At 66.3% G+C, this 21,670-nt stretch carries 23 protein-coding genes; 16 read left to right on the forward strand and 7 right to left on the reverse strand.

The features are described 5' to 3' along the window. Positions 1 to 282 precede the first annotated feature (282 nt). Complete coding sequence (locus ACFRJ8_RS09880) at positions 283 to 708, reverse strand: class I SAM-dependent methyltransferase (RefSeq protein WP_377985939.1); 426 nt, start codon at positions 706 to 708, stop codon at positions 283 to 285. 21 nt (positions 709 to 729) lie between these two features. Then, positions 730 to 1,590: a formyltetrahydrofolate deformylase gene (gene purU / locus ACFRJ8_RS09885; RefSeq protein ID WP_377985940.1), complete on the reverse strand. Its 861-nt coding sequence runs from the start codon at positions 1,588 to 1,590 to the stop codon at positions 730 to 732. Between the two features lie 326 nt (positions 1,591 to 1,916). Between purU and glyA the strand changes: the two genes are divergently transcribed. The 11 genes from glyA (at position 1,917) to ACFRJ8_RS09940 (ending at position 11,784) form a co-directional block, all read left to right on the forward strand. Next, the gene (glyA, locus tag ACFRJ8_RS09890) at positions 1,917 to 3,215 is read left to right on the forward strand and encodes a serine hydroxymethyltransferase (RefSeq protein WP_377985941.1); all 1,299 of its coding nucleotides are present in this window, start codon (positions 1,917 to 1,919) and stop codon (positions 3,213 to 3,215) included. Between the two features lie 3 nt (positions 3,216 to 3,218). Next, positions 3,219 to 4,160: a bifunctional methylenetetrahydrofolate dehydrogenase/methenyltetrahydrofolate cyclohydrolase gene (locus tag ACFRJ8_RS09895; protein WP_377985942.1), complete on the forward strand. Its 942-nt coding sequence runs from the start codon at positions 3,219 to 3,221 to the stop codon at positions 4,158 to 4,160. Between the two features lie 195 nt (positions 4,161 to 4,355). Then, positions 4,356 to 5,303, forward strand: coding sequence for an ABC transporter ATP-binding protein (locus tag ACFRJ8_RS09900; RefSeq protein ID WP_377985943.1), 948 nt, complete (start codon positions 4,356 to 4,358; stop codon positions 5,301 to 5,303). Positions 5,304 to 5,313: 10 nt separating this feature from the next. After that, positions 5,314 to 6,186 carry an ABC transporter permease gene (locus ACFRJ8_RS09905; RefSeq protein ID WP_377985944.1) on the forward strand — a complete coding sequence of 291 codons (873 nt, stop codon included), beginning with the start codon at positions 5,314 to 5,316 and terminating at the stop codon, positions 6,184 to 6,186. Beyond that, entirely contained in the window at positions 6,183 to 7,031 is an 849-nt protein-coding gene (locus ACFRJ8_RS09910; protein WP_377985945.1) for an ABC transporter permease, read from the forward strand. The genes ACFRJ8_RS09905 and ACFRJ8_RS09910 overlap by 4 nt, the downstream gene beginning before the upstream one ends. A 25-nt stretch (positions 7,032 to 7,056) precedes the next feature. Next, positions 7,057 to 7,413, forward strand: coding sequence for a VOC family protein (locus ACFRJ8_RS09915; protein WP_377985946.1), 357 nt, complete (start codon positions 7,057 to 7,059; stop codon positions 7,411 to 7,413). Between the two features lie 124 nt (positions 7,414 to 7,537). Beyond that, positions 7,538 to 8,107 carry a hypothetical protein gene (locus tag ACFRJ8_RS09920; protein WP_377985947.1) on the forward strand — a complete coding sequence of 190 codons (570 nt, stop codon included), beginning with the start codon at positions 7,538 to 7,540 and terminating at the stop codon, positions 8,105 to 8,107. Positions 8,108 to 8,117: 10 nt separating this feature from the next. Next, positions 8,118 to 8,951 (forward strand): exodeoxyribonuclease III, encoded by an 834-nt coding sequence (locus ACFRJ8_RS09925; RefSeq protein ID WP_377985948.1) that lies wholly within the window; start codon positions 8,118 to 8,120, stop codon positions 8,949 to 8,951. Positions 8,952 to 8,968: 17 nt separating this feature from the next. Beyond that, the gene (gene trpS, locus ACFRJ8_RS09930) at positions 8,969 to 10,057 is read left to right on the forward strand and encodes a tryptophan--tRNA ligase (RefSeq protein ID WP_377985949.1); all 1,089 of its coding nucleotides are present in this window, start codon (positions 8,969 to 8,971) and stop codon (positions 10,055 to 10,057) included. Between the two features lie 4 nt (positions 10,058 to 10,061). Continuing rightward, entirely contained in the window at positions 10,062 to 10,673 is a 612-nt protein-coding gene (locus tag ACFRJ8_RS09935) for a 2'-5' RNA ligase family protein (protein ID WP_377985950.1), read from the forward strand. Then, positions 10,618 to 11,784 carry a YihY/virulence factor BrkB family protein gene (locus ACFRJ8_RS09940; RefSeq protein WP_377986233.1) on the forward strand — a complete coding sequence of 389 codons (1,167 nt, stop codon included), beginning with the start codon at positions 10,618 to 10,620 and terminating at the stop codon, positions 11,782 to 11,784. The genes ACFRJ8_RS09935 and ACFRJ8_RS09940 overlap by 56 nt, the downstream gene beginning before the upstream one ends. On the opposite strand, the gene ACFRJ8_RS09945 is transcribed toward ACFRJ8_RS09940, so the two are convergent. The 5 genes from ACFRJ8_RS09945 to sdhC form a co-directional block, all read right to left on the reverse strand. Beyond that, the gene (locus ACFRJ8_RS09945; protein ID WP_377985951.1) at positions 11,747 to 12,511 is read right to left on the reverse strand and encodes an alpha/beta hydrolase family protein; all 765 of its coding nucleotides are present in this window, start codon (positions 12,509 to 12,511) and stop codon (positions 11,747 to 11,749) included. The two genes, ACFRJ8_RS09940 and ACFRJ8_RS09945, sit on opposite strands and share 38 nt — an antisense overlap. A 134-nt stretch (positions 12,512 to 12,645) precedes the next feature. Next, positions 12,646 to 13,428 (reverse strand): succinate dehydrogenase iron-sulfur subunit, encoded by a 783-nt coding sequence (locus tag ACFRJ8_RS09950; protein WP_018774751.1) that lies wholly within the window; start codon positions 13,426 to 13,428, stop codon positions 12,646 to 12,648. Between the two features lies 1 nt (position 13,429). Beyond that, positions 13,430 to 15,229 (reverse strand): succinate dehydrogenase flavoprotein subunit, encoded by a 1,800-nt coding sequence (sdhA, locus tag ACFRJ8_RS09955; RefSeq protein WP_377985952.1) that lies wholly within the window; start codon positions 15,227 to 15,229, stop codon positions 13,430 to 13,432. Positions 15,230 to 15,437: 208 nt separating this feature from the next. After that, positions 15,438 to 15,902, reverse strand: coding sequence for a succinate dehydrogenase hydrophobic membrane anchor subunit (locus tag ACFRJ8_RS09960; protein ID WP_377985953.1), 465 nt, complete (start codon positions 15,900 to 15,902; stop codon positions 15,438 to 15,440). Positions 15,903 to 15,905: 3 nt separating this feature from the next. Further along, on the reverse strand, positions 15,906 to 16,286 hold the full coding sequence (gene sdhC / locus ACFRJ8_RS09965) for a succinate dehydrogenase, cytochrome b556 subunit (protein WP_090583363.1): 381 nt from the start codon (positions 16,284 to 16,286) through the stop codon (positions 15,906 to 15,908). A 267-nt stretch (positions 16,287 to 16,553) separates the two neighbouring features. On the opposite strand from sdhC, the gene ACFRJ8_RS09970 reads away from it, so the two are divergent. The 5 genes from ACFRJ8_RS09970 to ACFRJ8_RS09990 all read left to right on the forward strand — a co-directional run bounded on the left by ACFRJ8_RS09970 (position 16,554) and on the right by ACFRJ8_RS09990 (position 21,372). Further along, positions 16,554 to 17,687, forward strand: coding sequence for a mannose-1-phosphate guanylyltransferase (locus tag ACFRJ8_RS09970; RefSeq protein ID WP_377985954.1), 1,134 nt, complete (start codon positions 16,554 to 16,556; stop codon positions 17,685 to 17,687). A 96-nt stretch (positions 17,688 to 17,783) separates the two neighbouring features. Continuing rightward, entirely contained in the window at positions 17,784 to 18,983 is a 1,200-nt protein-coding gene (locus tag ACFRJ8_RS09975) for an amidohydrolase (RefSeq protein ID WP_377985955.1), read from the forward strand. 371 nt (positions 18,984 to 19,354) lie between these two features. Beyond that, positions 19,355 to 19,819: a MarR family winged helix-turn-helix transcriptional regulator gene (locus ACFRJ8_RS09980; RefSeq protein ID WP_377985956.1), complete on the forward strand. Its 465-nt coding sequence runs from the start codon at positions 19,355 to 19,357 to the stop codon at positions 19,817 to 19,819. 93 nt (positions 19,820 to 19,912) lie between these two features. Next, on the forward strand, positions 19,913 to 20,344 hold the full coding sequence (locus tag ACFRJ8_RS09985) for an organic hydroperoxide resistance protein (RefSeq protein ID WP_377985957.1): 432 nt from the start codon (positions 19,913 to 19,915) through the stop codon (positions 20,342 to 20,344). Continuing rightward, positions 20,341 to 21,372, forward strand: a complete 1,032-nt coding sequence (locus ACFRJ8_RS09990; RefSeq protein ID WP_377985958.1) for an NADP-dependent oxidoreductase — start codon at positions 20,341 to 20,343, stop codon at positions 21,370 to 21,372. Before ACFRJ8_RS09985 ends, ACFRJ8_RS09990 begins: the two co-directional genes overlap by 4 nt. Positions 21,373 to 21,670: the final 298 nt, after the last annotated feature.

Raw genomic sequence — 21,670 nt, forward strand, 5'->3', positions numbered from 1 at the left:
GACCGGCCGGTCAGGATCCGGCCCCTGCGGGGCCGGATCCCTCCCGTGAACCGCAACTCGCGGCGCACCGTCGTGACGGACCATCCAACCGAGGCACCGGCCTCGTCGAAACGGGCACCATCAGCAACCTGCTGCCAGAACTCCTGAACAACCTCAGCCACCAAACGACTCGAGAATTTCACCACGGCAATCGACACCCTTCAATGATCAGGTGTTGCGATCACCGCATGATCCCGCGCGCTCAGAGCAGCCCTAAGTGATAGCGCAACGGGGAAGGAAGGGTCAGGCGGGGGAGCGGAGGACCGTGAAGCCCTTGCTGCGGGTGCCGCCGTCGCCGCGCGGGTCGGGGACGGGGAATACGACGGCGATTGGCGCGCCGGGTTCCGCCACCCGGCCAAGTTCGCGGACGACGTCGTCCCACTCCTCGGGGGCCAGGCCCGACAATGCGTCCACCGCCCACACCGAGGAAAACGCGGCGTCGGCGAACGGCAGCGTTGCCGGGCCCGCCACTGAGGCCTCCAGCCCGTGACCCCGGGCAACGTGGATGTTCTCCTCGGACCGGTCGACGCCGGTGAAATGGATGCCGGACTGCACAAAGTGCAGCCCATCGGCGCCCTGGCCGCAATCCAACCCCAGCACGGCGTGCCGGCCCTCGTTCTTCAGCAGCGCCACGAACGATTCGAGCCGGTCCCTGCGGGTGGAGTCCATAGCTCTAGTGAAGAACCGGATTCAGTTAAAGACAACCGTCCGGTTGCCGTCGAGCAGGACACGGTGCTCGGCGTGCCACTGCACAGCCTGGGCGAGGGTACGGCCCTCCACGTCGCGGCCCATCTGGACGAACTGCTCGGCGGTGCGCCGGTGGTCCACCCGGATCACTTCCTGCTCGATGATCGGTCCCTCATCCAGGGCGGCCGTGACATAGTGCGCCGTGGCGCCGATCAGCTTCACGCCGCGGGCATGCGCCTGGTGGTAGGGCTTGGCGCCCTTGAAGGAGGGCAGGAACGAGTGGTGGATATTGATGGCCTTGCCCGTGAGCTCGGTGCAGAGCTCGTCAGAGATGATCTGCATGTACCGGGCCAGGACGGTGAGCTCGATGTCGTGCTCCTTCATCAGTACCCGGAGGGCGTCCTCGGCCTGGATTTTGGTGTCCGGGGTGACCGGGATGTGGTGGAACGGGATGCCGTAGAACTCCGCCAAACCCTCGAGATCACGGTGGTTGGACACGATGGCCGGAATTTCGATCGGCAGGGTGCCGGAGCGCTGCAGGAACAGCAGATCGTTCAGGCAGTGGGCCGAGGTGCTGGCCATCAGCAGGGTGCGGACCTTCCGGCCGGCGGGGTTGAGACTCCACTGCATCCCGAAGGCCTGCGCCACGGGCTCGAGTGCCGCCTGCAGCTCCACCTGGGCCGCCGCCGTCGTCGCCTCCACCCGCATGAAGAAGGTGCCCGTGCCTTGGCTGCCGTACTGCTGGGAGTCTGTAATATTGCAGCCCGCCACCAGCAGGGCTCCGGCGACGGCGTGCACGATGCCGGGCCGGTCGGGGCAGGACAGGGTCAGGATGTAGGAGGCAGTCAGGTTCTCGTCAGTCACGAGGACCAGCCTACCTGCGCTTCAAGGGCAGGTTTGAAAGGGTTTTGGTAGTGTTAACCCGTCGCAACTGGCGTTGGATGGCTAACCATCAGGGAGCGGCACTCACGAAGACCACGGATCGTACGCCTGGGCCGAGGGTCATGTCTTACCGGTCGGCAGCATTTACCGCTGCCGTACCGTTGCTGGCGCCCGTGCGGGGTGTCACCCGCCACTGTCGCGGTCCGCTGTCAGTTCTGCTGGCAAGGAGCGCGTAATCATAGGGCGGTGCAACGGGCCAGCCGGTAGCCTGACCAATAGCCGTACCCGTTGCCTACCAGGAGTTCCTCGTGACTACTACTACCGCCACCTCAGCCGCCGTGAGCAACCAGCCGCTGGCCGAACTCGATCCGGAAATCGCCGCCGTACTGGCCCAGGAACTGGGCCGCCAGCGCGGCACCCTGGAAATGATCGCTTCCGAGAACTTCGCCCCGCGCGCCGTGATGGAAGCGCAGGGCTCCGTCCTGACCAACAAGTACGCCGAGGGCTACCCCGGCCGCCGCTACTACGGCGGCTGTGAGTACGTCGACGTCGCCGAGCAGCTCGCGATCGACCGGGTCAAGGAACTCTTCGGGGCCGAATACGCCAACGTGCAGCCGCACTCCGGCGCGCAGGCCAACGCCGCCGCGCTCGCCGCCATGATCACCCCCGGAGACAAGATCCTGGGCCTCTCCCTGGCACACGGCGGGCACCTCACCCACGGCATGAAGCTGAACTTCTCCGGCAAGCTCTACAACGTGGCCGCCTACCAGGTCGAGGAAGACAACTTCCGGATCGACATGGACAAGCTGCGCGAGCAGGCCATCGCCGAAAAGCCGCAGGTAATCATCGCCGGCTGGTCCGCCTACCCGCGGCACCTGGATTTCGAAGCCTTCCGCTCGATCGCCGACGAGGTCGGCGCCCTGCTCTGGACCGACATGGCGCACTTTGCCGGCCTCGTCGCCGCCGGACTGCACCCGAGCCCGGTCCCGTACTCCGACGTCGTCACCTCCACGGTGCACAAGACGCTGTCCGGCCCCCGCTCCGGCGTGATCCTGGCCAAGCAGGAATGGGCCAAGAAGCTTAATTCCGCGGTGTTCCCCGGCCAGCAGGGTGGCCCGCTCATGCACGTGATCGCCGCGAAGGCCGTGGCCTTCAAAATCGCCGGCACCGAGGAATTCAAGGAACGCCAGGAACGCGTGCTCGAAGGCGCCAAGATCATCGCCGAGCGTCTCAGCCAGGCCGACGTTGCCGAGGCCGGCGTCTCGGTCCTGACCGGCGGCACCGACGTGCACCTGGTCCTGGTGGACCTGCGCAACTCCCAGCTGGACGGCCAGCAGGCCGAGGACCTCCTGCACTCGGTAGGCATCACCGTCAACCGCAACGCGGTACCCTTCGACCCCCGCCCGCCGATGGTCACCTCCGGCCTGCGCATCGGCACCCCGGCCCTGGCCACCCGTGGCTTCGGCGCCGAGGAGTTCACCGAGGTTGCGGACATCATCGCCACGGCCCTCAAGTCCGGAGCCGCCACGGAGATCGAGTCCCTGCAGGCCCGCGTGGACAAGCTCGCCGCCGACTTCCCGCTGTACCCGCAGCACGAGCAGTGGTAGGCCATGACTTCTGCTAAGACTGCAAGAACAGCTCAGATCCTTGACGGCACGGCTACCGCCGCCGCCATCAAGTCCGAGCTGACCGGGCGCGTGGCCGCACTCAAGGCCAAGGGCATCACTCCCGGACTGGGCACCATCCTGGTGGGCTCCGATCCCGGCAGTACCTGGTACGTCGGGGGCAAGCACAAGGACTGCGCCGAGGTGGGCATCACGTCCATCCGACGCGACCTGCCGGAAGAGGCCACCCAGGAAGAACTGCTGGCCGTGGTCCGCGAGCTCAACGAGAACCCGGAGTGCACCGGCTACATCGTCCAGCTTCCGCTGCCCAAGCACATCGACCAGGACGTCATCCTGGAGGCCATGGATCCCGAGAAGGACGCCGACGGCCTGCACCCGATGAACCTGGGCCGGCTGGTGGCCAACGTCAGCGGACCCATGAAGTCCCCGCTGCCCTGCACGCCCAAGGGCTGCGTCGAGCTGCTGACCCGGCACGGGATCGACCTCAAGGGCAAGCGCGTCCTCGTGGTGGGCCGCGGCGTCACCATCGGCCGCCCGGTGGGTCTGCTGCTGACCCGCAAAGACGTCAATGCCACGGTCATCCTGGCGCACACCGGAACGGTGGACCTGCCGGCGGAACTGCGGCAGGCCGACGTCGTGATCGCTGCGGCCGGGCAGCCGCACATGATCAAGGCCGGGGACCTCAAGCCCGGCGCGATCGTCCTCGACGTCGGGGTCAGCCGGGTGGACGACGGCAACGGCAAGGCCGTGGTCACCGGAGACGTTGACCCCGCTGCGGCCGACGTCGCCGCCTGGATCTCGCCGAACCCCGGGGGAGTGGGCCCCATGACCCGCGCCATGCTCCTCGCCAACGTGGTGGAAACCGCAGAACGCCAATTAGCAGAGGAAGGCGACTTGGCAGAGGACAGCCACTCCGGACTCGCCTAAGGGCCGAATAAAGTGCCACGCGCGGTGGTTGAGCCTTGTATGCAGGCTCAACCACCGCAGGGTTCGGCACGCTTCACCGCCGCGGGGCATAACGGATCGGATACGTCCGGCGTTTTTACGAAAAGACTCTTTCATAGTTTGCGGGGATCCACTACCGTAGTGCGGGTGTCCGAACTTGCCGCTAAAGAATCAGCCGTGACCAGCCCCTCCGACGCCGCTCCGCAGTACGTCATCACTGCCGAAAACCTCACCAAACGCTACGGCGACGTCACCGCCGTCGACGGTATCTCCTTCCGTGTTCCCGCCGGGGAAGCCTTCGGCCTGCTGGGCCCCAACGGCGCCGGCAAGTCCACCACGATGAAGATGATCGGCGGGGTCTCGCAGCGCACGTCGGGCAGCCTGAACATCATGGGCCTGGACCCCGAACAGCACGGGCCGGAAGTCCGCGCCCATCTGGGCGTGGTGCCGCAGCAGGACAACCTGGACGAGGAACTGAAGGTCCGGGACAACCTGCTGGTGTACGGCCGCTACTTCGGCCTGCCCATGAGCTACCTCAAACCCAAGGCCGACGAGCTGCTGGAATTCGCCCAGCTCACGGACAAGGCCAAGTCCAAGGTGGACGCCCTGTCCGGCGGCATGAAACGCCGCCTGACCATCGCCCGCTCGCTCATCAACGAGCCCAGGATCCTGCTGCTGGACGAGCCGACCACCGGCCTGGATCCGCAGGCGCGGCACATCCTCTGGGACCGGCTGTTCCGGCTCAAGGAACAGGGCGTCACCCTGATCCTCACGACGCACTACATGGACGAGGCCGAGCAGCTGTGCGACCGCCTGATCGTGGTGGACAAGGGCAAGATCATGGCCGAAGGATCGCCGGCCAGCCTGATCCGCGAATACTCCACCCGGGAGGTCCTTGAACTGCGCTTCGGCTCGGAGCGCAATGCGAGCGTCGGCGCGGAGCTCGAAGGCATCGGCGAACGCCTCGAGACCCTGCCGGACCGGGTGCTCATCTACGCCCACGACGGCGAGGCCGCCCTGGAGCAGGTCACCGCCCGCGGCCTGCGGCCGGTCACCTCGCTGGTCCGCCGCTCCTCACTCGAAGACGTCTTCCTGCGTCTGACCGGCAGGAGCCTCGTTGACTAAGAAAGCAGAGTTGACTCAGATACCAGAACCGACACTCCAGGCGGGGACGACGGCGGCACCGGCCCTACGCGCGCACTCGCCGGAAGTCTCGGCCGCCCGCGCCCGCCGCTGGGGCGCCTTCTTCTACGCCGAACAGGTCCTCCGCGTCATGAAGGGCTACGGCTGGACCATCGTCATGTATGGCGTGGGCCAGCCGGTGGCCTACCTGTTCGCGATGGGCGTTGGCCTGGCCACGCTGGTCCAAGCCAACGGCGCCGGCGTGTTCGGCGGGGTCAGCTACCTGACATTCATCGCGCCAGCCCTGCTGATCTCCGCGGCCGTCATGACGGCCGCCAACGAGTTCACGTTCCCGGTGATGGACGGCTTCAAATGGCGGCGCGTCTACTACGGCCCGCACGCCTCGCCGCTGACTCCGGAGCAGATCGCCGGCGGCCAGGTCATCGCCGTGACCTTCCGTTTCCTGCTGCAGTCGGCCATCTACTTCGCCGTCGTCGCGCTGTTCGGCGCCGCACCCGGCGCCTGGGGCTGGGTGTCGATCCTCATCGCCACGCTCGCTGGCCTGTCCTTCGGGCTGCCGCTCATGGCCTACGCCGCCACCATCAAGGAGGACCGGGGCCAATTCGCCATGGTCATGCGGTTCATCGTCATGCCGCTGTTCCTGTTCTCCGGCACGTTCTTCCCGCTGGACACGCTTCCGCTCGGTGTCCGCTGGATCGGCTGGATCTCGCCGATCTGGCACGGCACGGAACTTGGCCGCGTGGTCAGCTACGGGTATGAGGAAGAGCCGTGGCTCACCATCGTCCACGTCGTCTTCCTGCTGGGCCTGGCGGCTGCCGGCTGGGTCCTGACCAAACGCCAGTTCGCCAAAAGGATGGCCTCATGAGCGTCCTGACCGGAAGTTTCAACGCGGGGGACCACAGCGTCACCGAGGCCGCACGCAACCGGCGCTTCGGGCCCATCTACTCCCGCAACGTCCGCGCGGTCGTCGCCCGCGGGCTTATGGCCACCAAGAGCAGCAACTGGATGGTCATGGTCTCCGGGTTCTTCGAACCCGTGCTGTACCTGATCTCCATGGGCGTTGGCCTGGGCGCGATTGTCGGTTCCGTCCAGGGCCCGGGCGGCCAGGAGATCAGCTACGCCGCGTACATCGCGCCGGCCCTGCTGGCCGTCTCCGCCATGAACGGCGCCGTCTACGACTCCACCTGGAACGTCTTCTTCAAGATGAACTTCGCCAAGCTCTACCAGGGCATGCTCTACACCTCGCTGGGGCCGCTGGATGTCGCCATGGGCGAAATCTTCCTGGCCCTGCTGCGCGGGGCCATGTACGCCACCGGCTTCACAGCCGTGATGGGCGTGATGGGCTTGATCACCACGCCGTGGGCCATCCTGATGATCCCGGCCTCGGTGCTGATCGCCTTCGGCTTCGCGAGCTTCGGCATGGGGATCACGAGCTTCATGAAGACGTTCCAGCAGATGGACTGGATCAACTTCGTGATGCTGCCGATGTTCCTCTTCAGCGCCACGTTCTACCCGCTCAGCGTCTACCCCCAGTCCATCCAGTGGCTCATCCAGGCCATGCCGCTCTGGCACGGCGTGGAACTGCTGCGCCAGATCAGCGTGGGGGTCTTCACCCCGGCCACCGCCGTGCACATCGGCTACTACCTCGTCATGATTGCCCTCGGCGTCCTGCTCACCACAAGCCGCCTGCGCAAGCTGTTCCTCAAGTAGCCGTCCTTCGACACAAGGAGAACCCATGATCGGCAAATGGCAGGCCCTGGTCATCGACTGCGAGGATCCGGACAAGCTCGCCAGCTTCTACCAGGAACTGCTGGGCATGATCCGGGTCCAGGAGAACGACGAATTCATTTCCATCGGCGACGCCGCCGACCGCCCCGCGATCGCGTTGCAGCGCGTGGAACGGCTGGTCCGTCCGCAATGGCCCGACGCCGAGCACCCGCAGCAGATGCACGTGGACGTGCTCGTCGCGGACCTCGACTCCGCCGAAGCGGAGGTGCTCCGGCTCGGCGCGACAAGCCTCGACGCCGGCACGGACACCTTCCGCGTCTACACGGACCCCAGCGGCCACCCGTTCTGCCTGGTTCTGACCTAAACGCCGTGCTGACCTAGGCTGTTCAGACCTAAATGCGGTCCTGACGTACGGCCCAGCCTGGGCGCGGCGTTCGCCCGGGGTGGAAGCGCAGCGGGCGGCCGGCCCCGTTTGCGATAATGGGCTCATGCAATCTCTGGGTAGCTCCTCATCCACGTCCAACGACACCACGGCCCGGGGCCGGTTCTCCATGCTCCGTATCAGCGGGCCGGGGCTGCTGGTCTTCATCATCGCGTTCGTTGTGGCCGTGATCTTCGCGGCGAACCAGAACGACGTCGTGGGCTGGATCGTGGCGATCATCGCCGGCTTCTGGCTGGCGCTGGCCTCCTTCGTGGTGTTCAGCATCCAGAAGGCCGCCAAGAAGGCCGGGGCCAGGCTGAACGAGGCGCAGAACGCCTTCAACGCCGCCGCCGGGCGGCCGCCGGCAGCAGGCAGCGCTGACCACGGCGGCACCCGCGTGGTCAGCGAACGCCGCGAATCGGACGGCGTCCGGGACATGAAACTCGACCACTCCTTCAAGATCGTCCAGGTCCAGGTCCGGGTGGTCGAAGAGGAGCGCGCGAAGGGCGAGTCCGCGGACCGCGACACGATCAGCCGCGCCCTGGAGACCATCGAGATCACCGCCACCAACGCGCGGGACATGATCAAATCCTCGGGCGACGGCGACGCACCCGTTAGCGGAACCATCATCGACTAGAGTGGATCGGGTGAGCTCGGCATTGAAGAAGGACCACCTTCGCATCGCATCAGTCAACGTCAACGGCCTACGTGCCGCCTACAAGAACGGCATGGCGGAGTGGCTTGAGCCGCGCGAGGTTGACATCCTGTGCCTCCAGGAGGTCCGCGCGCCCGACGCGATCGTCCAGGAACTGCTCGGCGAGGGCTGGTACATCCTCCACGCCGAGGCCGAAGCCAAGGGCCGGGCCGGCGTTGCCATCGCCTCGCGCGAAGAGCCCGTCGCCACCCGGGTGGGGATCGGCGACGATTTCTTCGCCACCACCGGACGCTGGGTCGAGGCGGACTACATCGTGCGGGATGAGGCCGGAGAGGCCTCACAGCTGACGGTCGTGAGTGCCTACGTACACTCGGGCCAAGTCGGCACTCCCAAGCAGGATGACAAGTTCCGCTTCCTCGACGTCATGATCAACCGCCTGCCCGAGCTCGCCAAGCACAGTGATCATGCTCTGGTGGTGGGCGACCTCAACGTCGGCCACACGGAGCTGGACATCAGGAACTGGAAGGGCAACGTCAAACGTGCCGGCTTCCTGCCGGAGGAGAGGGCCTATTTTGACCGCTTCTTCGGCGAAGAAATCGGTTGGAAGGATGTTCACAGGGGCCTGGCGGGTAACGTCGACGGCCCCTACACTTGGTGGTCGCAACGGGGCCAGGCCTTCGACAACGACACCGGCTGGCGCATCGATTACCACATGGCCACGCCCGCTCTCGCTGCTGCCGCAGTGTCAGCCGTTGTTGACCGGGCAGCGTCCTGGGACACACGCTTCTCCGACCACGCCCCGCTGGTAGTGGACTACCGGCTCTAGTCTTAAGGCTTCCACGAATGACCACCACTTCAACCGTGACCGACGCTGAGTCTGCCGCCGGCAAGTCCGCTCCGGCGGCCACCGCGGCCCGGCACCGCATCCTTTCCGGCATGCAGCCCTCGGCCGACTCCCTGCACCTGGGCAACTACCTCGGCGCCCTCGTGAACTGGGTCCGGATGCAGGACGAGTACGACGCCGTCTTCTTCATCCCTGACCTGCACGCGATCACCGTTCCGCAGGATCCCGCCGAGCTGGCCCACCGCACGAGGGTGACGGCCGCTCAGTACATCGCCGGCGGCGTGGACGTGGACAAGTGCACGCTGTTCGTTCAGTCCCAGGTGCCGGAGCACGCCCAGCTGGCGTGGGTCCTGAACTGCATCACTGGTTTCGGCGAGGCGTCCCGCATGACCCAGTTCAAGGACAAGGCCCACAAGCAGGGCTCGGACCATGCCAGCGTTGGACTGTTCACCTACCCCATCCTGCAGGCTGCGGACATCCTCTTGTACCAGCCGCAGGGCGTCCCGGTGGGCGAGGACCAGCGTCAGCACGTGGAATTGAGCCGTGACCTCGCCCAGCGGTTCAACTCCCGGTTCGGCCATACGTTCACGGTGCCCCAGCCCTTCATCCAGAAGGAATCCGCGAAGATCTACGACCTGCAGCACCCCACCGGCAAGATGTCCAAGTCGGCCGAGTCACCGGCCGGCCTGATCAACCTGCTGGACGATCCCAAGGTCACCGCCAAGCGGATCAAATCGGCTGTGACGGATGCGGAGACGGAAATCCGATTCGACCGTGAGGCGAAGCCGGGCGTGTCCAACCTGCTGACCATCTATTCGGCCATCAGCGGGCAAAGTGTCGACGCCCTCGTCACCGCGTATGAGGGCAAGATGTACGGGCATCTCAAGGCGGACCTCGCCGAGGTGGTCACGGAGCACCTGACTCCGATCCGGAACCGTGCCAAGGAGCTGCTGGACGATCCCGCGGAGCTGGACCGGCTGCTGGCCCTCGGCGCGGACAAGGCCCGGGAGATTGCCTCGCTCACTCTGCGCGACGTCTACGCCAAGGTGGGCTTCCTGCCTTACGCCGGCGCCCAGGGAGTCCGCTAGGTCAATGGCCTCCGTCAGCAAAGTCACCGCGAAAGCCGCCCCGTCGAACGGACAGCGCAGCGAAGGCATGAGCATCGGCGTGATCCTGCGGTTCCCGGCGGACATCGCCGAGGAGCTCCAGCGCTGGCGGGCCTCGTTCGGGGATCCGATGGCCGCCGTCGTCCCGGCCCACATCACGCTCGTCACCACCACCATGACGCAGGACTGGGCCGCCACCCAGCGCCATGTCCGGGACGTGGCGCGCGGGCAGGAGCCTTTCACGGTGACCATCGCGGGGACCGGGTCTTTCCGGCCGGTGTCCCCGGTGGTCTTCCTGAACGTTGAGGACGGCTTCGGGGACTGCGTGAACCTGCACCGCCAGTTGCAGTCCGGCCCGCTGGAGCGGGAACTGCCGTTCGGCTACCATCCGCACGTTACCGTGGCCCACGACGTTGCCCCAGAAAGCCTCGACGAGGCCGAAACGGTCCTCAAGGACTACAGGGCCACGTTCCCTGTGGCTAGCATGGGACTCTACGAGCACGACGACAACGGCATCTGGCAGCTACGGGAAGAGCTTGACTTTGGGACCAAACCTGACCACGACAGAGGCCCGGACGGCACCGCAGACGCCCGATAAGCCGCCGCTTCCCACCGATCTGGCCGGGCTGAAACTGGAAGTCATCCGCAAGAGGGTCGAATGGGGCCGGGTTCGGCGTTCCGGCGGCGGGACCATTGCGTCGCTGACGGCGATGATGATGTGGCTCTTGGCCCGGCTCAACACCTTGTTGCCCATGCGCGCGTTCCTGCACTACGGCCGCCAACTTGGCCCGCTGATGAGCGCCGGTATCGGGTTCAGGATGTTCTTCTCCGTCACGGGCCTCCTGGCCACCGGCTTGTCCCTGGCCGGTCTGGTCCTCAGCGGTCATCCGGCCCTGCTGGACCAGGTCATCAAGGCCGTGGCCGTGACCGCGCCCGGGCTTTTAAAGGTCAATGGCAGCGACGGGCTGGTCGATCCCTATGAACTGCTGAACCCCACCAGCCTCGGCTGGGCCGCCGGGATCGCCGCTGTGGTGACGGTGTTTACGTCCCTAGGCTGGGTCGGCGGCATCCGCGACGGCGTGCGCGGCATGATGCAGCTCGGCCCAAGGGGGATGAATCCGGTCCTGCAGATACTGCGCGACGTCGGCACCCTGGTCCTGCTTGGACTGACGCTGGTGATCAGTGCCGCCGTCTCACTGGTGTTCGGCACGGCGGCCGATTGGGTGACCGCGCAGCTGAACCTCGATCCGTCGCTGGCCGGGCCCCTGACCACCTCCATCACGATCGTTGTGCCGCTGCTGCTCGGCTGGGGCACCGCCCTGATTATGTACCGGGTGGCCGCGGGCCTGAAACCGGCCCGGCGCTCCCTGCTGGAGGGGACCACGCTCGCCGCGGTGGGCACCACCATCCTGCAGATCTTCAGCACCCAACTGCTGGCCAGTGCCGGCAAGAACCCCATCCTGGCGCCCTTCGCCATCATCATCGGCCTGCTGATCTGGTTCAACCTGGTCAGCCAGGTCTACGTGATCTGCGCCGCGTGGGTGGCGATCCGGGAGGAAGACCTTAAGAACGAGCCCGCCACCGCGACCACCGGCTGGGGCGCCCGGCGCGTCCAGCCGGGCAAGACGCCGGTGGAGCACCGGGCCCGGCGGAGGTCGCTGTCCGCCGCGTTCAGGCGTCGAGGTACTGGTCGGCCCACGCCGAAATAATCTTCGCGGCCCGGGCCGCCTGGCCTTTGCCGGTCAGAAGGTGGTCGCTGCCCTCGAGCGAGACGAAGCTGCGCGGGTGGCGGGCCGTCTGGAAGATGGTGCTGGCGTTTTCGATCCCCACCGTGTTGTCGGTGGGGGAGTGCAGCACCATGAGCGGCTTGTGCAGCTGCCGGATGCAGTCCGTCAGGTCCGCGTTTTCGAGGTCCTCGACGAAGTGCCGGCGGATCTCCACCCGTTTGCCGCCAAGGTCCACCTCGGCGCTTCCCTCGCTCAGGATCCGGTCCAGCGCCGCGTCAAAGACGTGGGCCACGTGCTTGGGGGAGAAGGGCGCACCCACCGTGGCCACGGCGTCGAGTTCCGGGATCTCCTGCGCGGCGGCCAAAACAGCGGCTCCGCCAAAGGAGTGGCCCACGAGCAGCGAGATCGGTCGGCCGGAGTCGCGCATGAATTCGGCGGCCTTGACGGTGTCTGCCACCTTGTGGCTGAAGGACCCCTCCGACCACATTCCAGCGGACTCGCCGAGCCCCAGGTTGTCGAACCGGAGCATGCCCACACCGTTGTCCGCCAGGGCCTTGCACATCCGGGAGGCCGACGGGCTGTCCTTGCCCAGGGTGAAGCCGTGCGAGAACACGCCCCAGCCCTTGACCGGGCCGTCCGGAAGATCCACAACGCCGGAAAGCAGTTCACCGGTGGAACCTTGGAAAGAGACTTTTTCTGAGCGGGACACGGTGTCCCCTTTCATGTGAGGGGGAAAACGAACGACGGCGCCCCCACCCGTAAGGTGAGAGGCGCCGTCGTCGGCAGCTCCCGTACGTAAAACGGCCGGTGATAGGGAGCTAGTGCAGCCGGTGGAACCGGTCGTTAGATCTTGCGGGAGAGGATGGCCTGCTTGACCTCGGCGATTGCCTGCGTGACCTGGATGCCGCGGGGGCACGCTTCGGTGCAGTTGAAGGTGGTGCGGCAGCGCCACACGCCTTCCTTGTCGTTGAGGATCTCCAGGCGCATGTCGCCGGCGTCATCGCGGGAATCGAAGATGAAGCGGTGCGCGTTGACGATCGCGGCCGGGCCGAAGTACTGGCCGTCGGTCCAGAACACCGGGCAGGACGAGGTGCACGCGGCGCAGAGGATGCACTTGGTGGTGTCGTCGAACCGTTCGCGGTCCTCGGCGGACTGCAGGCGTTCCTTGGTGGGCTCGTGGCCGCGGTTGATCAGGAAGGGCATGACTTCGCGGAAGGACTGGAAGAACGGCTCCATGTCCACGATCAGGTCCTTCTCCACCGGCAGGCCCTTGATCGGCTCGACCGTGATGGGCTTGGACGTGTCCAGGTCCTTCAGCAGGGTCTTGCAGGCGAGGCGGTTGCGGCCGTTGATGCGCATGGCATCGGAGCCGCAGACGCCGTGGGCGCAGGACCGGCGGAAGGAGACGCTGCCGTCCATCTCCCACTTGATCTTGTGCAGGGCGTCCAGGACGCGGTCGGTGCCGTACATGGTGACCTTGAAGTCATCCCACGTGGCGTCCTCGGAGACCTCGGGGTTGTAGCGGCGCACGCGCAGCGTGACGTCGAAGGACGGGATCTCCCCGCCGCCGCCGACGCCGGCGGGCAGTTCGATCTTGGATGCTGGCTCAGCGAGTTCAGCGCTCATCTTAGTACTTCCTCACCATCGGCTCGTAGCGCGTAAAGACCACCGGTTTGGTGGCAAGCCGGATACCGGCAATCGACTCGGCGGAACCATCCGCCGGGGCGTGCTCATCCTTGTACGCCATGGAGTGCTTCATGAATTTTTCGTCGTCGCGCTCGGGGAAGTCCTCGCGGAAGTGGCCGCCGCGGGATTCCTCGCGGTGCAGGGCCGCCACGGTCATGACCTTAGCGAGCTCCAGCAGGAAGCCCAGCTCCACGGCCTCGAGCAGGTCCAGGTTGAAGCGTTTGCCCTTGTCCTGGACGTTGATGCGCTGGTACCGCTCCTCGAAGGAGGCGATGTCCTTCAGGACCGTGTTCAGCGTCTCGGCGGTGCGGAACACCTGCATGTTGGCGTCCATGGTGTCCTGCAGTTCCTTGCGGATCGCAGCGACCTTCTCGGTGCCATCGGAGGTGCGGACGTGGTCCAGCAGGTTCAGCGTGTAGGCCTCCGGGTCAGCGGGGAGCTCCACGAAATCTGCGGTCTTGGCGTATTCGGCGGCGGCGATGCCTGCGCGCTTGCCGAACACGTTGATGTCCAGCAGCGAGTTGGTGCCCAGGCGGTTGGAACCGTGGACGGAGACGCAGGCGACCTCGCCGGCGGCGTACAGGCCCGGGACCACCGTGTCGTTGTCCTGGAGGACCTCGGCGGTGATGTTGGTGGGGATGCCGCCCATGGCGTAGTGCGCCGTCGGGAACACCGGAACTGGCTCCGTGTACGGCTCCACACCCAGGTAGGTGCGGGCGAACTCGGTGATGTCCGGCAGCTTGGCATCAATGTGCGCGGGCTCGAGGTGGGTCAGGTCCAGGAGGACGTAATCCTTGTTCGGGCCGCAACCGCGTCCTTCACGGACTTCGTTGGCCATGGAGCGGGCCACGATGTCGCGCGGGGCGAGGTCCTTGATGGTGGGCGCGTAGCGCTCCATGAAGCGTTCGCCCTCGGAGTTGCGCAGGATTGCGCCTTCGCCGCGGGCGGCCTCGGAGAGCAGGATGCCCAGGCCGGCCAGGCCTGTCGGGTGGAACTGGAAGAACTCCATGTCCTCCAGCGGGATGCCCCGGCGGAACGCGATGCCCATGCCGTCACCGGTGAGGGTGTGGGCGTTGGAGGTGGTCTTGAAGACCTTGCCGGCGCCGCCGGAGGCGAACACCACGGACTTGGCCTGGAAGACGTGCAGCTCGCCGGAGGCGAGGTCGTAGGACACGACGCCGGCGACGCGCTTCTGCTTGTACGGCGTGCCGTCCTCGCGGACGGCGTCCTCTTCGACGGTCAGCAGGTCCAGGACGTAGTACTCGTTGTAGAACTCGACGTTGTGCTTGACGCAGTTCTGGTACAGGGTCTGCAGGATCATGTGGCCGGTGCGGTCGGCGGCGTAGCAGGCACGGCGGACCGGTGCCTTGCCGTGGTCACGGGTGTGGCCACCGAAACGGCGCTGGTCAATGCGGCCCTCGGGCGTGCGGTTGAACGGCAGGCCCATCTTCTCCAGGTCCAGGACGGCGTCGATCGCTTCCTTCGCCATGACCTCGGCGGCGTCCTGGTCAACCAGGTAGTCGCCACCCTTGATGGTGTCGAAGGTGTGCCACTCCCAGTTGTCTTCCTCGACGTTGGCCAGGGCCGCACACATGCCGCCCTGCGCCGCGCCGGTGTGGGACCGGGTGGGGTAGAGCTTGGTCAGTACTGCTGTTCGGGCGCGCTGACCTGATTCGATCGCCGCGCGCATCCCGGCGCCACCGGCACCGACGATCACGACGTCGTACTTATGGACCTGCATACCAGACGCTCTTTCTCTCAAAATTCGCTATAACCCACCGGCAGGCCGCGCCTGCCCGGTGAATTCTCATGCAATCTGCGCCTGCGCTCGGCAGGCAAGATCAGTTGCCGTGGGGGACCGTAGGGTCTAGCCCGTAGGGGCCGCGGTCCGCGGCGGTTCCGCCGTTTTGGCCTTTGCCGTTACGGCTGGAACCATTACGGCAGCGCCCCTATGGCGCTGGGCAGAAGCCGCCGGGAAGCTGCACGCCGTTGGCCACGGGGCACGGGTTGAACGTGAAGATGACCAGGGTGCCCAGGACGATGATGACGGTGGTGGCCGCGTAAAGCACAATTTTCAGCCACAGGCGCGTGGCGTCTTTTTCGGCGTAGTCATTGATGATCGTGCGGACGCCGTTGGTGCCGTGCAGCATGGCGAGCCACAGCATGGCCAGGTCCCAGAACTGCCAGAACGGGTCGGCCCACTTGCCGGCCACAAAGCCGAAGTCGATCGCGTGGATGCCTTCGCCGACCATCAGGTTGACGAACAGGTGACCGAAGATCAGCACCACCAGCACGACGCCGGAGAGGCGCATGAAGAGCCAGGCGAGCATCTCGAAGTTGCCCCGGGAACCGCCGGTGCGGCGGTACTTGGGCTGGATCTTGCCGCTGCGCGGACTCTGAATCATTGCAGTCATGGCTTAGTGACCTCCAAAGGCGAGGGACAGGTGGCGGATGGAGAAGCCGACCATCACGACGACCCAGAGGCCCAGGACCGTCCAGAGCATCTGACGCTGGTACTTGGCACCCTTCTTCCAGAAGTCGACGGCGATGATCCGCAGGCCGTTGAAGGCGTGGAACACGATCGCCGCGACGAGGCCCGTTTCACCCAGGGCCATGAGGGGGTTCTTGTAAGTACCAATCACTGCGGTGTAGGCCTCGGGGGACACACGCACCAATGAGGTGTCCAGCACGTGGACCAACAAGAAGAAGAAAATCACTACACCGGTAATGCGGTGTCCAACCCAGGACCACATGCCTTCACGGCCGCGGTACAAGGTGCCAGCTGGTTTTGTCGGCACTGAATAAACCTCCCTGCAACACAGCGGCGCTGGCATGGGATCCACGCGGGGGGAACGCCTGCTGCGAGAGCACTCGTAAGCTCAAGCCTAAATCTAGGCTTCGCTCACAGCTTATTCAATTTAGGAACCCCTTGTTGACAGGCCTCGGCGCGGTTTTGCATCGGTTTTGAGACGAACGCCACATTTGTCCCCGGTCGCAGGGGCTGGAAGGCCCCGATCCCGGCCCAATCGGGGCCGATTCGGCCGCCGTCGGCTAAAGTAGCCGTGATGACTACAGACAAAGTGACAAGCCAGGATTCACCGTTGGACCGTTTTGTTGCGGTTATTCCGGCGGGCGGGGTGGGGACCCGTCTTTGGCCCCTGTCACGGGCAGCAGCCCCGAAATTCCTTCACGACCTCACCGGGTCGGGCAGCACGCTGCTGCGCGCAACCTATGACCGCCTCCAGCCCGTCGCCGGCAAGCACGTGCTGGTGGTGACCGGCTCCGCCCACAAGGCAGCCGTCTGCCGCCAACTCCCTGAGGTCCTGGATTCCAACCTTGTCTTGGAAAGCGAACCCAAGGACTCCGGTGCGGCGATCGGCCTCGCCGCGGCCATCCTCCATGAGCGGGACCCGGACACCATCATGGGCTCGTTCGCCGCGGACCAGGTCATCAGCCCGGATGACCTCTTCCAGGACGCAGTCCGCGAGGCCGTCTACACCGCGGCCGCAGGGAAGATCGTCACCATCGGCATCAAGCCGACCCATCCCTCCACCGGATTCGGCTACATCCGCTCCGGCGCGAACCTCCACATCCCCGACGCGCCCAGCGCCCAGTCCGTGGTGGAGTTCGTGGAGAAGCCCAGCGAAGAAGTGGCCCAGCAGTACGTCGACAGCGGCGAATACGTCTGGAACGCGGGCATGTTCGTGGCGCCGGTCTCGCTGATGCTCAAGCACCTCGAGGCCAACCAGCCCGAGCTCTTCGCCGGACTCCAGGAAATCGCCAAGGCCTGGGACACCCCGGAGCGCGACGCCGTCACCGCCCGGGTGTGGCCCACGCTGCCCAAGATTGCCATTGACTACGCTGTGGCCGAGCCCGCGGCCGCGGCCGGCGACGTCGCCGTGGTGCCCGGAACGTTCCTCTGGGACGACGTCGGGGACTTCGCCTCCGTGGGCCGGCTCAACAGCGCCAAGGAAGTCGACGAGGTCACGGTACTGGGCGAGGGCGCACGCGTTTTCACCGAGAACGCCAGCGGCGTGGTGGTCTCCGATACCAAGCGGGTGATCGCTTTGATCGGCATCAAGGACGTCGTGATCGTGGACACCCCGGACGCCCTGCTGGTCACCACCAAGGAACACTCGCAGCGGGTCAAGCAGGCCGTGGACGCCATCAAGGCCAAGGGTGACACGGACGTACTTTAGGCGGAATGGGGCGGATCAGCGGTGTGGAATGTTCAGCAATCCGTAACGCGCCGTACCCGATGCCGCTATTCGTTGTCCGCTGGATAGAGTGATTCCGTGCGTAACTACTCGACTGAAGCTGAGCCCACGACTCTCGTGGGGCCGTGGCTGGAGCCCCTCCTGCCGGAGCTGATCGCGTTCCGCCGCGACCTCCACGCGCACCCGGAACTTTCGTTCAAGGAGTTCCGCACCACCGACAAGCTGGCGAAACGGCTTGAGGAAGCCGGGCTCAAACCCCGACGCCTCGAGGGCACGGGCCTGACGGTGGACGTCGGACAGGGTCCCATCGCCACCGCCCTGCGCGGGGACATCGACGCCCTGCCGATCATCGAGGAAACAGGCCTCGAGTTCGCCTCGAAGAACCACGGTGTCACCCACGCCTGCGGCCACGACATCCACACCACCACCATGCTCGGCATCGCCCTGGTCCTGCAGCGGATGCATGAGCAGTCCCCGCTGCGGGGAACGGTCCGGATCATCTTCCAGCCAGCCGAGGAAACCATGCCCGGGGGCGCCACCTCGTGCATCGAGCAGGGCGTCCTGGAAGGCGTGCCGCGCATCCTGGCACTGCACTGCGATCCCCGGATCGAGATCGGCAAGATCGGCACTCGGATCGGGGCCATCACCTCCGCTTCGGACACCATCAAGATTGAACTCTCCGGCCGCGGCGGCCACACCTCGCGCCCCCACCTGACCGAGGAACTGGTCTTCGCCCTGGCCCAGATCGCGGTCAACGTCCCCGCCGTGCTGTCCCGCCGCGTCGATGTCCGCAGCGGCGTGTCCGTGGTCTGGGGCCAGATCTCCGCCGGCTCGGCCCCGAACGCCATCCCCGGCAGCGGCTACATGGCCGGCACCATGCGGTGCCTGGACCGCGAGGCCTGGCACGACGCCGGCGAGCTGCTCGACGACATCATCCGGCAGATCGCCGAGCCCTACGGCGTCGACGTCCACCTCGAACACACCCGCGGCGTGCCTCCGGTGGTCAACTCCGAGCACGAAACCGCGCTGATCGAGGCGGCGGCCCGAGCCGAAATCGGCGAGAGCGCCGTGGTCCTGACCCCGCAGTCCATGGGCGGGGAAGACTTCGCCTGGTTCCTGGCTGACACCCCCGGCGCCATGATGCGCCTCGGCACCAAGACCCCCGGCGGGGAAGAGTACGACCTCCACCGAGGCGACTACATCGTTGACGAGCGGGCGCTCGGCCTCGGCATCCAGGTGCTCACGGCGGCGGCTCTGCGCACCATCCGCGACCTCTAAATCTTTCCCGGCCGGCGGCCACCCGCAACTTTGACCGCGGCGGTCCGCCGTTACCTCTGGGCCAGCGTGGTCCTTTTGCTGTGGGCAGGGCCGCCGCGCTGAGTCTCCCCACTTTTGCCGGCACGACGCCGGGACGCGCCGGCGGTGCGGGTCGCCGCTCCGTCTGCTCCCGGCCTTCTACTGCGGGCAGGGCCGCCGCGCTGAGTCTCCCCACCTTTGCCGGCACGACGCCGGGACCCGCCAGAGTCGCGGCCGACACGCCGTCGCTGCCCTCCAAACATGGGGAATTTCAGCGGGTGCCTCGACGTAGCGCCGCTTTGGTTGCGCACAACCGAATTGTGCACAACTGAATTGTGGCGTACGGTGGAACCATGACAACGCCAGAACAGGGCCGCCCTGCCAGTCCGGAAGCGCTCCGCCTGAACCGGCAGGTGTGCTTCGCGATGTACTCGGCCTCGCGCGCCGCCACGGCCGCCTACCGGCCCATGCTGGAGGAGCTCGGCCTGACCTACCCGCAGTACCTCGCCATGCTGGTGCTTTGGGAAGCGGAGCCGCGCAGCGTCCGCGAACTGGGGGAGGAGCTGGGGCTCGACTCCGGCACGCTGTCGCCGCTGCTCAAGCGGCTTGAGGCGCTGGGCCTCGTCCAGCGCCGCCGGTCCACCGAAGACGAGCGCCGCGTGGAGGTCTTCCTCACCGACGCCGGCGCCGCCCTGAGCGCCAGGGCCAGCGGCATTCCGCAGCGCTTGGCGGACGCCGCCGGGCTCACCTCCGCGGAACTGGACCAGCTCCGCGACACTCTGGGCCGGCTGACCAATGCGCTCCACGCCTCCCACTAAGCCAATCCGTATCTAAGCCTTACCCCTTACACCCCTCAGCCTTTCCCCGGGCCAAAGCCCGCCAAGATTTCCCGCCCACAGAACGGAAACCCCATGAAGACCCTCTACACAGCCGAGGCCCTGGCCTCCGGCGAAGGCCGCGACGGCACTGCCATCAGCAAGGACGGCAAGCTCAGCGTCACTCTCGCCAGCCCGGTGGAACTCGGCGGCGACGGCGCCGGAACCAACCCCGAGCAGCTCTTTGCCGCCGGCTATGCCGCATGCTTCCACTCGGCCCTGCGCCTGGTGGGACGCAAGCAAAAAGCCGACCTGACGGATTCCGCTGTCGCCGCCAAGATCCATTTCGGTGCGCTCGAGGACGGTGCCGGATACGGCTTGGCCGCAGAGCTGGAGATCGCCCTGCCAGCCGTGGACCGGGAAACCGCCGAGTCCCTCGTGGCCAAAGCCCACCAGATCTGCCCGTACTCCAACGCCACCCGCGGCAACATCACTGTCGACATCACCATCCTGGAGGTAGCCGCATGAGCGCCAACATCGAAACCCTCACCCTTCCCGCCACCACCCGCGAGATCCAGCTGGCGTCCCGCCCGCACGGCCGGCCGGTCCCGGAAAACTTCCGCCTCGCCGAGTCGCCGCTGCCCGAACTGCAGGACGGCCAGGTCCTGGTCCGCAACCTCTACATCTCCGTAGACCCGTACATGCGCGGGCGCATGAATGACGTCAAGTCCTACTCCGCGCCGTTTGCGCTGGATGCCGCGATGGAGGGCGGCGCCGTCGGCGAAGTCATCGCATCCCGGGCCGAAGGGCGCGCCGTCGGCGATACGGTCGTGCACAGCCTCGGCTGGCGCGAATACGCCGTCATCGATGCCGCGGCCACCAGCCCGGCGCGCACCGATCTGGCCCCGGCCTCCGCGTTCCTCGGCGCCCTCGGCATGACCGGGCTGACCGCCTACGCGGGACTGCTGAAGGTCGCAGACTTCAAGCCCGGCGACGCCGTCTTCGTTTCGGGTGCCGCCGGCGCGGTCGGCTCGCTCGTGGGGCAGATCGCCAAAGCCATGGGCGCATCGCGCGTGATCGGCAGCGCCGGTTCGCCGGAGAAAGTGGCCCGGCTCCTCGAACTCGGCTTCGACGCCGCGTTCAACTACCACGACGCGCCCGTGGCCGAGCAGCTCGCTGCGGCCGCAGGTGAGCGCGGGATTGACGTCTACTTCGACAACGTCGGCGGCGAGCACCTGGAAGCGGCGTTGTCCGCGCTCAACGTCGGCGGCCGCGTGGCCATGTGCGGGGCCATTTCGCAGTACAACTCAACCGAGCCCACGCCGGCGCCACGGAACCTCATGCTGGCAATCGGCAAACAGCTGACGCTCAAGGGCTTCCTGGTGGGCGGCTACTGGCAGCACATGGCCGAGTTTGTCGAGACCATGTCCGGCTGGCTTGCCGACGGTACGGTCCGCTACGACGAGACCGTGGTGGACGGCCTGGACAACGCACCGCAGGCCTTCATGGATTTGCTCGACGGCGCCAACACCGGCAAGATGCTGGTCCGGCTCTAGTCCCGGGGGTAAGCCCCACCAGATACACGACGCCTCCGGCGCCAGTTCCTGCGGGAACCGGCGCCGGAGGCGTCTGTGCGCCGTCGCCGGCAGAAGGGCCCGGCTACCACTAGGTAACAAGTTCTCAACAATCTGGGGATTCGTCGGGAAGTGTGTTATCTGGACGTGGCGCAGACCACTAAAGTAGCTTGCATCAGTGCGCCTCGGCGCAGTGCTGCGAATCCATCAGTGAAAACAGAGTTCAGCGGAACACCGCAGACAGACACTCATTGAACTTCCGTCGTAGCGCCTACTCTTT

The organism is Arthrobacter sp. NPDC056886 (assembly GCF_042788715.1).
Taxonomy (GTDB): Bacteria; Actinomycetota; Actinomycetes; order Actinomycetales; family Micrococcaceae; genus Arthrobacter.